This is a genomic window from Bacillus sp. MN7755, from assembly GCF_054771475.1.
This window is the reverse complement of the sequence record NZ_BTRL01000017.1, coordinates 114,876-127,621: the sequence shown is the minus strand read 5'-3', so window position 1 is coordinate 127,621 and position 12,746 is coordinate 114,876. Positions and strand designations below refer to the sequence as shown.

The 12,746-nt window shown below is 35.6% G+C and carries 13 protein-coding genes and 1 other annotated feature; of the genes, 10 read left to right on the top strand and 3 right to left on the bottom strand.

Going from position 1 to position 12,746, the window contains the following annotated elements; genetic code table 11:
• The first annotated feature begins 86 nt into the window (after positions 1-86).
• On the top strand, positions 87-221 hold the full coding sequence (locus ACYVEC_RS19865; protein WP_000039590.1) for a YuzL family protein: 135 nt from the start codon (positions 87-89) through the stop codon (positions 219-221).
• 40 nt (positions 222-261) lie between these two features.
• Here the strand turns inward: ACYVEC_RS19865 and ACYVEC_RS19860 are convergent, their stop codons facing one another.
• The 3 genes from ACYVEC_RS19860 to rnhC form a co-directional block, all read right to left on the bottom strand.
• Positions 262-513, bottom strand: a complete 252-nt coding sequence (locus ACYVEC_RS19860; RefSeq protein ID WP_063224746.1) for a hypothetical protein — start codon at positions 511-513, stop codon at positions 262-264.
• On the bottom strand, positions 510-779 hold the full coding sequence (locus tag ACYVEC_RS19855; RefSeq protein WP_063224747.1) for a hypothetical protein: 270 nt from the start codon (positions 777-779) through the stop codon (positions 510-512). The genes ACYVEC_RS19860 and ACYVEC_RS19855 overlap by 4 nt, the downstream gene beginning before the upstream one ends.
• A gap of 117 nt (positions 780-896) precedes the next feature.
• A complete protein-coding gene (gene rnhC / locus ACYVEC_RS19850) occupies positions 897-1,832 on the bottom strand; it encodes a ribonuclease HIII (RefSeq protein ID WP_063224748.1) in 936 nt (311 codons plus the stop codon).
• Positions 1,833-1,956: 124 nt separating this feature from the next.
• Between rnhC and zapA the strand changes: the two genes are divergently transcribed.
• The 9 genes from zapA to ACYVEC_RS19805 all read left to right on the top strand — a co-directional run.
• Entirely contained in the window at positions 1,957-2,226 is a 270-nt protein-coding gene (zapA, locus tag ACYVEC_RS19845) for a cell division protein ZapA (RefSeq protein WP_000082701.1), read from the top strand.
• A gap of 1 nt (position 2,227) precedes the next feature.
• Positions 2,228-2,767, top strand: coding sequence for a CvpA family protein (locus tag ACYVEC_RS19840; RefSeq protein WP_000565409.1), 540 nt, complete (start codon positions 2,228-2,230; stop codon positions 2,765-2,767).
• Between the two features lie 55 nt (positions 2,768-2,822).
• Positions 2,823-4,541, top strand: a complete 1,719-nt coding sequence (gene polX / locus ACYVEC_RS19835; RefSeq protein ID WP_063224750.1) for a DNA polymerase/3'-5' exonuclease PolX — start codon at positions 2,823-2,825, stop codon at positions 4,539-4,541.
• Between the two features lie 19 nt (positions 4,542-4,560).
• Entirely contained in the window at positions 4,561-6,921 is a 2,361-nt protein-coding gene (locus ACYVEC_RS19830) for an endonuclease MutS2 (RefSeq protein ID WP_063224751.1), read from the top strand.
• A gap of 195 nt (positions 6,922-7,116) precedes the next feature.
• Complete coding sequence (locus ACYVEC_RS19825; protein WP_460508007.1) at positions 7,117-7,806, top strand: 23S rRNA pseudouridine(2604) synthase RluF; 690 nt, start codon at positions 7,117-7,119, stop codon at positions 7,804-7,806.
• Between the two features lie 108 nt (positions 7,807-7,914).
• Positions 7,915-8,170: a binding site (T-box leader), on the top strand.
• A gap of 114 nt (positions 8,171-8,284) precedes the next feature.
• Positions 8,285-9,610, top strand: a complete 1,326-nt coding sequence (brnQ6, locus tag ACYVEC_RS19820) for a branched-chain amino acid transport system II carrier protein BrnQ6 (RefSeq protein WP_460508004.1) — start codon at positions 8,285-8,287, stop codon at positions 9,608-9,610.
• A gap of 501 nt (positions 9,611-10,111) precedes the next feature.
• Positions 10,112-10,822 (top strand): heme uptake protein IsdC, encoded by a 711-nt coding sequence (gene isdC, locus ACYVEC_RS19815; protein ID WP_063224754.1) that lies wholly within the window; start codon positions 10,112-10,114, stop codon positions 10,820-10,822.
• Positions 10,823-10,845: 23 nt separating this feature from the next.
• On the top strand, positions 10,846-11,304 hold the full coding sequence (locus ACYVEC_RS19810) for an NEAT domain-containing protein (RefSeq protein WP_460508001.1): 459 nt from the start codon (positions 10,846-10,848) through the stop codon (positions 11,302-11,304).
• 24 nt (positions 11,305-11,328) lie between these two features.
• Positions 11,329-12,746 (top strand): NEAT domain-containing protein (locus tag ACYVEC_RS19805; protein WP_460507998.1); only part of this gene is annotated, 1,418 nt, incomplete at its 3' end.

The following is a 12,746-nucleotide window of genomic DNA, read 5'->3' as shown; positions in this document are numbered from 1 at the left end:
AAAAAAGCGAGAGGATTTCCTCTCGCTTTTTATTTTGTATAGTTTATTACCTCATAGCAAAAAGTAACGCGAAGGGGTGAATATAAATGAGTAAAAAAGTGAAAAAAGATCATTCAAGATCGGGCCTAGGTTCTCCGGAAGTAGAAGGACAAGGAACGACGACACATGAAACAGGTTCTCATAAAGTATCTTCATCTAATAAGAAGCAGAAAAGAAGCTAACATAAAAAGGAGAGTCTTGGCGACTCTCCTTTTTTATGTATTACATCTTATTATCGTTAATTTCTTTTGTAATTTTATCTACATCTTTGTCTAATCGATCTAAATAGAAAAACCACAGTAAACTCATGAACACGTAATAGATGGCCATAACGCCGAGGTTATCAGATATATTTTCGAATATGGATTTAGTAGTGAAAAAAGCGCCCCAAATAGTAGAAATAGTGAGGTAAGAAAGTGGACCTACGAGGTGTACGAAAACATATAATAACTTTTTAACTTTTACAGCGTTCATATGAAATACCTCCTTTTTCTAATCATACATTCAAGTTCTTCACAGAAGTGTTGTAGTTTTGCTGGATTATGTATTAACAAGTGGGCATCGTGTTTTCCGATAAATCTGCGGATCCGAAAGTTTAATAAGAAAGATCGACCATAGCGCTCTATTAAATCGTTGAACGCTGGTTGTTCACTTAGTAGCTGAAGGTTTTCTCTAATTTCAAACTGTCTTTCGTGTGGATCACCTAGTAAAATATTTAGAATCATTTGTAGAAGTAGCAATGGGAATCCCTTCCTTTAATTTGAATAATCTGTATATTTATATTGTAACAAAAATATAAGGGCGATAGTAGGGTGAAGCAAAAAACAGGAGTTTGTAGGCTCCTGTTTTTGTCGATACTATTTTAGTAAGCGAAGCGCCTTCTCCGTATTAGCAAAATGCAGTTTCACAAACTCAGGTAATCGTTCTTTACCAAGCCTTTGAATTAATTTAGCAGCAGCGATATCAACTTGTTTACCAGCACCTTTTGGAAGTGGCATACCAGCTTTTTTGCTTAGCTCGTCAAACTGTTTTACGAATGAGTAACGAGCTAAAATAGAAGCAGCGGCTACTGCTAAATGAACGCTTTCACCTTTCGTTGCGAAGTAAACATTTTCACGCTGTACCTGTTTTTGTTTTGCTAAATATTTGTAGTATGTATCAGGTTGTGTGAATTGATCGATTAAGACACCTTCAGGTTTTGTAGGTGCAATTTTAGCTAATAAGTTTGTAATAGCTTTATTGTGTAGTAAAGCTTTTAACTTACCTTGGTTGTTTCCTTTATCAAATAGCTCGTTATATTTTTCGTTATGAAGGACAAGAGAGCTATAAGGAACAACGTGTAGAAGTTGTTTCGCAATGGCAGTAATTTGATCGTCATTTAAGTTTTTAGAGTCTTTTACACCAAGTTCTTTTAGTAGTGGAATTTGCTTCGCATCCACATATACAGCAACTACTGTCATCGGTCCGAAGAAATCACCAGTACCAACTTCATCTGATCCTACGATAGACATTGTACTGATGGAAGTAGGCGGTGCATAACGGTGTGAATCGACAGATTTTTTTACAGCTGTTTTCGGTGTTTGAGAGACAGTTTGCCAACGGGAAGCTTCTGCTTCAGCACGTCCACCTTGGAACATTACTTTTCCAGATTTATACGCTGTAATTGTGCAAGAGGGCACCTTTGCCATGAAGATTCCGCCTTGTGGAATTTTCGGGCTAAGCGAATGTTTATATTGTTGTTTCATGTCTTCAATTACTGTAGAATTTGTTTGAATTACGATAGAATTTGACATAAGAGTCACCCCTTTTTTTATATTGTTATTTTTATCATATCGGATTGTTCTTTCTGTTTCCATAATATGATGGTTCATGGTATGATAAACTTTAGGATTCTGTACGTGATTGGAGGCCGGTGAGTTGTCACAACAAAAGGGAAAGAAAAGTCGAATTAATGTAGAAATCTATGGTCAACAATATTCAGTTGTTGGCGATGAAAGTACAAGTCATATCCGCATGGTAGCAGCGATTGTGGATGATAAAATGCGCGAACTCAATGCCAAGAATCCTTCGCTTGACACGAGTAGACTAGCGGTATTGACGGCGGTAAACGTCATACACGATTACATAAAATTAAAAGAAGAACATGAGAAATTGAAAGAAAGTATGACAAAAAAAGGAATGGAATAACATGATTGATATTATTATCATTTTACTGCTTGTTATGGGATTTTTCCTCGGCTTACGCAGAGGGTTTATTCTGCAACTTGTAAAGTTAACAAGCTTTATTATCGCATACCTTGTTGCATACTGGTACTGTAAAGATTTAGCGCCAGCACTTGCGAAATTTATTCCGTATCCATTTGATAAAAACGTATCTGTTCCAGAATGGATTGATGCAAATAATATTGAGACAGTATTTTATCAAGCACTTGCGTTTATCATATTGTTTATTATTACAAAAATTGCACTTTCATTACTTGGTAATTTGTTAAATATGTTTGCAGAAATACCGGTTTTAAAGCAAGTAAATGCGTTTGCGGGGGCAATCCTCGGATTTTTAGAAGTATATATTATTTTGTTTGTCTTAATTATTATTGGAAACATTCTTCCGATTGAACAAGTACAAACACCATTACAAAAATCATCAATTAGCAAAATAATTGTAGACGATACACCGATTCTCTCTGAAAAGGTGAAGGAACTATGGCAGACAGGTAGCAGAGTATAACTTCTCTTTTTTCGGAAAGAGGAGTTTTTTTCTATGAAAGAAAGGCGGGGTAATGATGAAAGTAAATAAAAAACAAGTTATTAAATTATTGGAGACAATCGGGCTTTTTATGGAATTAAAGGGCGCGAATCCATTTAAAATATCTGCATTTCGTAAAGCGGCAGCAGCATTAGAAAGTGATGATCGTAGTCTTTCTGAGATTGAAGATTTCACGAAGATTCCGGGCATTGGAAAAGGGACAGCAGCAGTTATTCAAGAATATATAGAATCGGGAACATCTGAAGTATTACAAGAGCTTGAACAAGAAGTGCCAAGTAGCTTATTACCGTTATTAAAACTACCAGGTCTTGGTGGTAAGAAGGTAGCCAAGTTATATAAAGAACTTGGTGTTGTTGATCTGGAATCGCTAAAAGCTGTTTGTGAGGAAAATAAAGTACAAGCTTTAGCAGGTTTTGGTAAGAAGACAGAAGAAAAAATATTAGAAGCAATCGATCAAGTAGGGTCTCGTCCAGAGCGTTTACCAATCGCGATGGTATTGCCTATTGCCGGGGAAATAGAGGAGAAATTGTCGAATATTGCTGAAGTAATTCGTTTCTCGCGCGCTGGTAGCTTGCGCCGAGTTCGTGAGACAGTGAAGGATTTAGACTTCATTATTGCAACGACAGAGCCGGCAGCAGTGCGTGAGCATTTATTACAGTTTGATAATATGATTGAAGTAATCGCGAGCGGTGATACGAAAGTTTCTGTTCGTCTTCAATATGAATACGATATTTCAATCGATTTCCGCTTAGTAAAACCAGAAGAGTTTATTACAACGCTTCATCATTTCACAGGCTCAAAAGACCATAACGTGAAAATGCGTCAAATTGCAAAAGATAAAGGCGAGAAAATTAGTGAGTACGGTGTGGAAAACTTAGAGACAGGTGAAGTGAAAACATTTGAGACTGAAGAAGAATTCTTCGCTCATTTCGGTCTTCCATTTATCCCGCCAGAAGTGCGTGAAGATGGAAAGGAAATTGAATTAATTAAAGAGTATCCAAACTTAATTCAGTTCTCTGATATACAAGGTGATTTACATATGCATACAACGTGGAGCGACGGTGCCTTTTCAATTGAGGAAATGGTACAGGCATGTCGTGCTCGTGGTTATAAATTTATGGCAATTACCGACCATTCACAATACTTAAAAGTAGCAAACGGTTTAACGAAAGAGCGCCTTCGTGAACAGGCGAAAGAAATTGAACGTATGAACGAAAAGTATCCAGACATTACAATCTTACGCGGGATTGAAATGGACATTTTACCGGATGCAACACTTGATTTTGATGATGAAGTATTAGCGGAATTAGATTATGTCATTGGAGCGATTCACTCTAGCTTCTCACAAGACCGTGAAACGATTATGAAACGTCTTCGTACAGCACTTGAGAATAAACATGTCACAATGATTGCTCATCCGACAGGACGTCTTCTTGGACGCCGTGAGGGTTATGATGTAGATACAGATTTATTAATTGAACTCGCAAAAGAGACAAATACAGTTTTAGAATTAAATGCGAATCCAAATCGTCTAGATTTAAGCGCAAAATTATTAAAGCAAGCACAAGATGCTGGTGTAAAAGTAGCGATTAATACGGATGCTCATACACTTGAAATGTTAGAAGATATGGAAACAGGTGTAGCGGCAGCACGTAAAGGTTGGATTCAAAAAGATAACGTGATTAACACGTGGGATATCGAACGTTTATTAGACTATATTAAACGTAATAAGTAACACAAGGGGGACCTGCAACATGTTAGAAAGAACGTTGCGTGTATTAGAATATAATAAAGTAAAAGAACAATTACTTGAACATACAGCCTCTTCACTTGGCCGTGACAAAGTGAAGAACTTAGTGCCGAGCACTGATTTTGAAGAAATTGTAGAGATGCAAGATACAACGGATGAAGCAGCGAAAGTCATTCGTTTAAAAGGTAGTGCACCATTAGGGGGTATTACGGATATTCGCTCAAATGTGAAGCGTGCAAAGATTGGAAGTATGTTAAGCCCAAATGAACTACTTGATATTGCCAATACGATGTACGGTAGTCGCAATATGAAACGTTTCATTGAAGATATGGTTGATAATGGTGTCGAGCTTCCCATTTTAGAAACTCATGTCGCTCAAATTGTATCTTTATATGATTTAGAAAAGAAAATTACAAATTGCATCGGTGACGGCGGGGAAGTAGTCGATAGCGCAAGTGATAAACTGCGTGGCATTCGTACTCAAATTCGTACTGCGGAAAGTCGTATTCGTGAAAAGCTAGAAAATATGACCCGTTCTTCAAACGCGCAAAAGATGCTATCTGACTCGATTGTAACGATTCGTAACGAACGTTATGTAATCCCAGTAAAACAAGAATACCGCGGCGTATATGGCGGTATTGTTCACGATCAATCTGCTTCTGGACAAACGTTATTTATTGAACCACAAGTCATTGTAGAATTAAATAACGCACTTCAAGAAGCACGCGTGAAGGAAAAACAAGAAGTAGAACGTATCTTATTGATGTTAACAGAAGAAGTGGCAGTAGAAGCGGATATCGTTTTATCAAACGTAGAAGTAGTTGCAAATCTTGACTTCATCTTTGCGAAAGCTTTTTACGCGAAGCGTATTAAAGCAACGAAACCAATCGTAAATAACGAGCGTTATATGGATTTAAGACAAGCACGTCATCCGCTTATTGATCCAGAAATTATCGTGCCAAATAACATTATGTTAGGTAAAGATTTCACGACAATTGTTATTACAGGACCGAATACAGGTGGTAAAACAGTTACGCTGAAAACAGTTGGTATTTGTGTATTAATGGCGCAGTCTGGTCTTCATATTCCAGTAATGGATGAGTCAGAGATTTGTGTATTCAAAAATATTTTTGCTGATATTGGTGATGAGCAATCGATTGAACAAAGTTTAAGTACGTTCTCCTCACATATGGTGAACATTGTAGATATTTTAGAAAAAGCTGATTTTGAAAGCTTAGTTTTATTCGATGAATTAGGTGCTGGAACAGACCCGCAAGAAGGGGCTGCACTTGCCATTTCAATTTTAGATGAAGTATGTAATCGTGGTGCTCGTGTTGTTGCAACGACGCATTACCCAGAATTAAAAGCATACGGATATAACCGTGAGCAAGTTATTAATGCGAGTGTTGAGTTTGATGTGAACACGTTAAGCCCAACGTACAAATTATTAATTGGTGTACCAGGACGTAGTAATGCCTTTGAAATTTCGAAACGCCTTGGATTATCTGATCGCGTGATTAATCAAGCACGTAACCACATTAGTACGGATACAAACAAAATTGAAAATATGATTGCGAAGTTAGAAGAAAGTCAAAAGAACGCAGAGCGTGACTGGAACGAAGCAGAAGCACTTCGCAAGCAATCTGAAAAACTGCATCGCGAATTACAGCGTCAAATTATTGAATTTAACGATGAGCGCGATGAAAAATTATTAAAAGCGCAAAAAGAAGGAGAAGAAAAAGTCGAAGCTGCAAAGAAAGAAGCAGAAGGCATTATTCAAGAACTTCGTCAATTGCGTAAAGCACAGCTTGTAAACGTGAAAGACCATGAGCTTATTGAAGCGAAGAGCCGTCTAGAAGGGGCAGCGCCAGAGCTTGTGAAGAAACAAAAAGTAAACGTGAAAAACACTGCGCCGAAACAACAATTACGAGCAGGCGATGAAGTAAAAGTGTTAACGTTCGGTCAAAAAGGTCAACTACTTGAAAAAGTAAGTGATACAGAGTGGAGCGTACAAATTGGTATTCTGAAGATGAAAGTGAAAGAATCCAATATGGAATACATTAATACACCGAAGCAAACCGAGAAAAAAGCAGTCGCAAGTGTGAAGGGTAGAGATTATCACGTTTCATTAGAGCTTGACCTTCGTGGTGAACGTTATGAAGATGCAATGATGCGCGTTGAAAAATATTTAGACGATGCACAGCTTGCAAGCTATCCGCGCGTGTCAATTATTCACGGTAAAGGAACAGGAGCGCTTCGCCAAGGTGTACAAGATTACTTGAAGAAACATCGCGGCGTGAAAAACTACCGCTACGGTGACATGGGCGAGGGAGGCCTAGGCGTAACAGTTGTCGAATTAAAATAGAAAACAACGAAACAAAGGGGAAACCATTATATGTTTATGGACAAACTTGCAAAAGTATTGTTAGCTTGTTGCGGAATATTTTTGGTGATTGGGGTTATTTATTTAGTTGTTTTTGCGAAGTAAACGAGCGTCAATCGTGGCAGAGTGATATTGCCATAGATTGACGCTTTTAATATATATGAAAAGGAATAAAACATGAAAATCAACCAATACATAAGCGAAGCAAAATCCTGTTCAAGACGCGAAACAGACCGTCTCATTAAAACAGGATGCGTGGCAATTAACGGTGAAATATGTACGCACGGTGCACTCGTGAGCGATGGTGATGTAGTAACGATTGATGGACAGGTTATTGCAAAAGAAGAGAAAGAAAAGGTGTATATCGCCTTTCATAAACCAGTTGGCATTACTTGTACAGCAGCCGATCACATTGAAGATAATATTATTGATTATATCAATTATCCAGAGCGTATCTTTCCTGTTGGGCGATTGGATAAAGCGTCAGAAGGACTTATTTTATTAACGAATGATGGTGCGATTGCGAATCAAATTTTACATGGTGATCATGAGCACGAGAAAGAATATGTTGTCACAGTCGATAAACCTTTTACAGATTGGTTTATTGATGAGATGTCCAGCGGTGTAAAGATTAAAGATGGCATGACGAAGCCATGTAAAGTGACGAGAGTGGATCAGTCTACATTTCGTATCGTTTTAACGCAAGGGATGAACAGACAAATTCGTAGAATGAGCCGTGCTTTCGGGTTTACTGTGACAAAACTAAAGCGAGAACGCATTATGAATATAGAGCTAAATGATCTTGAGGTAGGAAAGTGGCGAGACATTACAGCTGAAGAATTAAAATTATTAATAGGACAGTTATAGGGAGGAAAAATTTTCTCCCTATATTTTTTTGTCAGAAAAAATAAAACTATTGATTTTTTAAAAAATAGCCCATATAATAAAAAACAACAAGTTTCGACAAGATATTTTATAAAAGTAATGATGAGGACATGAGTTGTTTTCTACGATTCTCAGAGAGGGAAGCCTTAGGCTGTGAGCTTCCTAATACGAAAAGACAAGCTTACCACCTCTAAACTTCAAGAGTGAACTGCATGCATGATGCATTGTAATTCTTGGCGGATAAAACCGTTATCAATTTACACGAGCTATAAAATGAGCTTATTTCGTTATAAATTCATTTTATTAGAATAAGGGTGGAACCACGATTTCAACACTCGTCCCTTTGTTAGGGACGGGTGTTTTTTGCGTTCTTTTACGGGGAAGTATGCTTGAAAGAGGATATATGACGGATTTTAATTCAGAATATTTTGTTAAATAAAAAATTAGGAGGTTAGTAGAAATGAAATCATCTTTAAAGTTTTCTGAGATGTTTGCAATAAGTTTAATGTTATTTGCACTATTTTTCGGTGCGGGTAATATGATTTTCCCACCAGCATTAGGACAAGGTGCTGGAACAGATGTATGGATCGCGTTATTTGGTTTTATCGTAACAGGCGTTGGATTGCCTTTATTAGGAGTTATCGTTATAGCTCTAAAGGGAGATATTAATAAGCTAGCAGGACGTGTACACCCTATATTCGCTCTAGTTTTTATCACTGCAATTTATTTATGTTTAGGCGTATTCGTAAGTGTGCCACGTACAGGAACTGTTGCTTATGAAATGAGTGTTGCACCGTTTTTACCAAGTGAGATAGCGGGTCAATCGTATCCACTTGTTATCTTTACATTCATTTTCTTTGCCGTAACTTTCTATTTAGCTTTAAACCCATCAAAATTAGTGGGCCGTATTGGTAAAGTATTAACTCCGATTTTATTAGCTGTTATTGCAATTATTGTAGTGAAAGCAATTATTACACCAATGGGTGAATTTGGTGCACCGACAGAAGCATATAATGCTCCGCTCTTTAAAGGTTTTATTGACGGATATTTAACTTTAGATGGACTTGCAGCACTTGTTTTCGGAAATGTTGTTATTAATGCTTTAAAAGGAAAAGGTATTACAAATAAGAATAGCATTGCAAAAGTAACAATTTTTGCAGGATTTATTGCAGCACTTGGTTTACTACTAGTTTACTTGGCGCTTGCTTATCTTGGAGCTTCTAGTGTATCTCTTGGAATGGGAGCAAACGGAGGAATTATTTTAACAAACGTTGTAAATCATTTATTTGGTAGTTACGGGACTTTATTATTAGGAATCGCAATTACAGCAGCATGTTTAACAACTTCTGTAGGGATTGTCGCAGCTTGCGGAGAATATTTCTCTTCTTTATTACCGAAGCTTTCTTATCAAAAAGTTGTTTTCATTTTCTGTGTATTAGCATTTATGGTAGCGAATCTTGGGTTAACTCAGTTAAATGCATTGGCATTACCAATTTTAATTGCAATTTACCCAATTGGTATTGTGCTCATTGTATTATCACTTGTTGAAAACTACGTTCGTCTTCCATTAGCGATGTATGTAGGCGGTATTGTAGGAGCATTTGCAATAAGTTTCTTTGATGGATTACACAATGCAAACCTTCAAATTGCAGCGCTAGCCCCTATTTTAGATAAGATTCCATTATATAGTGTAGGCATTGGTTGGTTAGTTCCAGGCATAATCGGTATAGGATTTGGTTATATAGTTTCTAAGTTTCAAAAGCAGGAAATTGCTGTAGAAAAATAAAGTAAAGAGGCTTTCTATGAAAGAAAGCCTCTTTTTTTGTAGAAAAAGCCGCATATGGAGAGATTTAGATATTTGAAATTTTATACGTAATATAGTTGACAAAAAAATTATGAGTAGGCTAAGATTGACTTAGTTGTGGAAATATTGGAAGGAAAGTGAGGAGTGAAAGGTATAAAGTTTTCTATAACGATATCATTTTTGTAAATAGAGGTGATAGAGTAGGAAAATGGATAGTTTTATTTTTTTTGAGATTCATTGAGAATGATAATCAACGAAAGAGATAGGGACTTATGTTAAAATGTGAATCGCTCTTTATACGGAATAGAGAGGGATATTATTTTTAACATGAAGTGAGAATGATAATCAATAATATCTACAGTACATAAATAAATTACAATTAAATAATGGTAGAGGATTATTATTTTTTTCTTATAAATTGAGAATAATTATCATTTTCAAAAAAAGTATGGATGAAAGATAAACAAGGAGGAAGTAAGCCAAATGAGAAAGATTTCTGTATTACCCGCTTTTATTATAACGTTCGTATGTATGCTAGCTTTTCTTGTTATGCCATATGGGAAAGCTTCAGCACAACTAGCTGACGGTACTTATGATATTAACTACGTCATTCAAAAAGCGGAAAACGATTCAGCTTCAATGGCAAATGATTATTTTGAAAAACCAGCTAAGTTAGTTGTAAAAAATGGTGAGATGAGAGTACAAATTCCGATGAACCATAGTGCTTGGATTACAGAATTTAAAGCACCTGAGAACGGGAATTTTGTTGATGCAAAAGTTGTTAGTAAAGACGAATCAGCAGATAAAAGAACTGTAGAGTTTAAAATAGACGATTTATCTAAACCAGCAGCTGCAAAAATTCATGTTGTTGTACCAAACGTAAATTATGACCATAACTATACAATTCGCTTTGCGTTTGATGCAAATGTAAAAGCGGTAGGTGGAGAAAATAAGGCAACTGCTGTAACAAAGAATAATGATCAAACAAAAACAGATACAAAAGTAAAAGAAGAAGTGAAAAAAGAAGAGAGTAAAGAAGCAAATAAAGAGGCGAACAAAGGAACAAATGAAAGTGGTAAAACTGAAAAAACAGATAACCCAAAAACAGGCGATGAAGCACGCATCGGATTATTTGCAGCGTTAATCCTTATTTCAGGTGCTTTCTTAATTCGTAAAGTGAAGTTGAGTAAATAAATCTTTTGAAGGGTGATGAATATATGTTTAAACAATTTAAAATGATTATTGCCGTATTTGCTGTTTTATTTACGTTTATCGCAACACTAGGTTTACAAGATGCAAAGGCTGCTACAAAACTAGCTGATGGAAAATATAATATTACTTTTACTGTATGGAAAGGCAATAAAGATGAATCGTCTAGAATGAATAGTTATTTTGAAAGCCCAGCAACATTAACAGTTAAAAATGGAAAACAATATGTTTCATTTAAAGTGAAAGATAGTGCTTCTATTAAAAGTTTCCAAGTAGAAAAAGATGGTCAATTTGTAGAAACAACAGTGTTAAGTGAAAACAAAAAAGATAATACTAGAGTTGTAGAATTTGAAGTTGCTGACTTGTCAAAAAAACTAAATGGAAAGGTGAAAATTAATATTCCAATTATTAATTATAATGCTTCGTATGATATTCGCTTTGTATTTGATGGGAACAGTATTAAATAATTTTCAAAAGGGAGAGTCGTTCCATTGAACAGGTATACAAAAATTATTGTTGCTATGTTTTTAATGATATTTACATTCGTATCAACATTACAACCACTTGCAGTTCAAGCAGCTACCAAGTTGGCTGACGGTGAATATTCAATTGGCTTCAAAGTTTTAAAAGATACATCAGATGAAGAATCGATGATGAATCAATATTCAGTAAGCCCGGGAACTTTAAAAGTGAAGGATGGGAAAAAGAAAGTATCCTTTACATTAACGAATAGTTCATGGATTACGAAGTTTGAAACAGAAAAAGCAGGTAAGCTAGTTGCAACAAATGTAATTAGTGAAGATAAAGAAAAAGATACAAGAGTAGTAGAATTTGATGTAGAAGATGTAGAGAAGGTATTAAATGCAAAAGTAAAAGTAGATATTGATTTTTTAAATTATCATCATGAGTACGACGTTCGTATTGCATTTGATCAAAATAGCATTACACCAATTCATGTAGAAAAACCAAATGAAAAAGAGGACCCAGCTAATAAGCCAGATCCAAATGAAACTACCGATCCAGGTCAGAAGCCCGACCAAAAGCCTGACCCAGATCAACAACCAAATTCTAACACAATTACAGATGGTGCGTACAGCATTCCATTTAAAGTGTTAAAAGATCAAACAGATGAAGAATCTAAGATGAATACTTACATGGTAAATCCAGGAGTATTAAAAGTAGAAAACGGTAAGAAAAAAGCAATTGTAACATTAAAAAGTAGTTCATTAATTAAAAATTTCCAAACGGAAAAAGATGGCGCATTTGTTGATGCAAAAGTAGTGAGTGAGGATAAGGAAAAAGATACAAGAGTAGTAGAGTTTGAAGTAAACGATTTATCTAAAAAACTAAATACAAAAGTATTTATCGAAATGGCATCAAGAAATTATAAGCAAACGCATGATGTACAACTTTTATTTGAACAAGATAAACTTGAACAAATTAAAAATGAAGAGAAACAACCAGAAGTAGAAAAACCGGAAGTAGAAAAACCAGATGAAAATAAAAAACCAGATGCTGAAACAATTAAAGATGGTGAATACAGCATCAATTTTAAAGCATTAAAAGATCAAACAGACGAAATTTCAATGATGAACACATATACAAAAAGTCCAGGTGTGCTAAAAGTAAAAGATGGTAAGAAGTATGTATCATTTACGTTAACGAACAGTTCTTGGATTACAAAATTTGAATTTGAGAAAAATGGTTCGTTTGTTGATGCAAATGTAATAAGTGAAGATAAAAAAGCTGATACACGCGTAGTGGAAGTAGAAGTACCAAATTTATCGAAAAAGTTAAATGCAAAAGTAAAAGTAGATATCGATTCAATGAATTATCACCATTTCTATGACATTCAATTTGCATTTGATAAAGGTAGCATTAAACCATTAGATAACCAAGGCGGAAACGA

Excerpts from the sequence above, each read along its gene's own strand:
- ACYVEC_RS19865 (WP_000039590.1), top strand. The coding sequence starts at position 87 with ATGAGTAAAAAAGTGAAAAAAGATCATTCAAGATCGGGCCTAGGTTCT.
- ACYVEC_RS19860 (WP_063224746.1), bottom strand. The coding sequence starts at position 513 with ATGAACGCTGTAAAAGTTAAAAAGTTATTATATGTTTTCGTACACCTC.
- rnhC (WP_063224748.1), bottom strand. The coding sequence starts at position 1,832 with ATGTCAAATTCTATCGTAATTCAAACAAATTCTACAGTAATTGAAGAC.
- ACYVEC_RS19840 (WP_000565409.1), top strand. The coding sequence starts at position 2,228 with ATGATTGATATTATTATCATTTTACTGCTTGTTATGGGATTTTTCCTC.
- polX (WP_063224750.1), top strand. The coding sequence starts at position 2,823 with ATGAAAGTAAATAAAAAACAAGTTATTAAATTATTGGAGACAATCGGG.
- ACYVEC_RS19830 (WP_063224751.1), top strand. The coding sequence starts at position 4,561 with ATGTTAGAAAGAACGTTGCGTGTATTAGAATATAATAAAGTAAAAGAA.
- ACYVEC_RS19825 (WP_460508007.1), top strand. The coding sequence starts at position 7,117 with ATGAAAATCAACCAATACATAAGCGAAGCAAAATCCTGTTCAAGACGC.
- brnQ6 (WP_460508004.1), top strand. The coding sequence starts at position 8,285 with ATGAAATCATCTTTAAAGTTTTCTGAGATGTTTGCAATAAGTTTAATG.
- isdC (WP_063224754.1), top strand. The coding sequence starts at position 10,112 with ATGAGAAAGATTTCTGTATTACCCGCTTTTATTATAACGTTCGTATGT.
- ACYVEC_RS19810 (WP_460508001.1), top strand. The coding sequence starts at position 10,846 with ATGTTTAAACAATTTAAAATGATTATTGCCGTATTTGCTGTTTTATTT.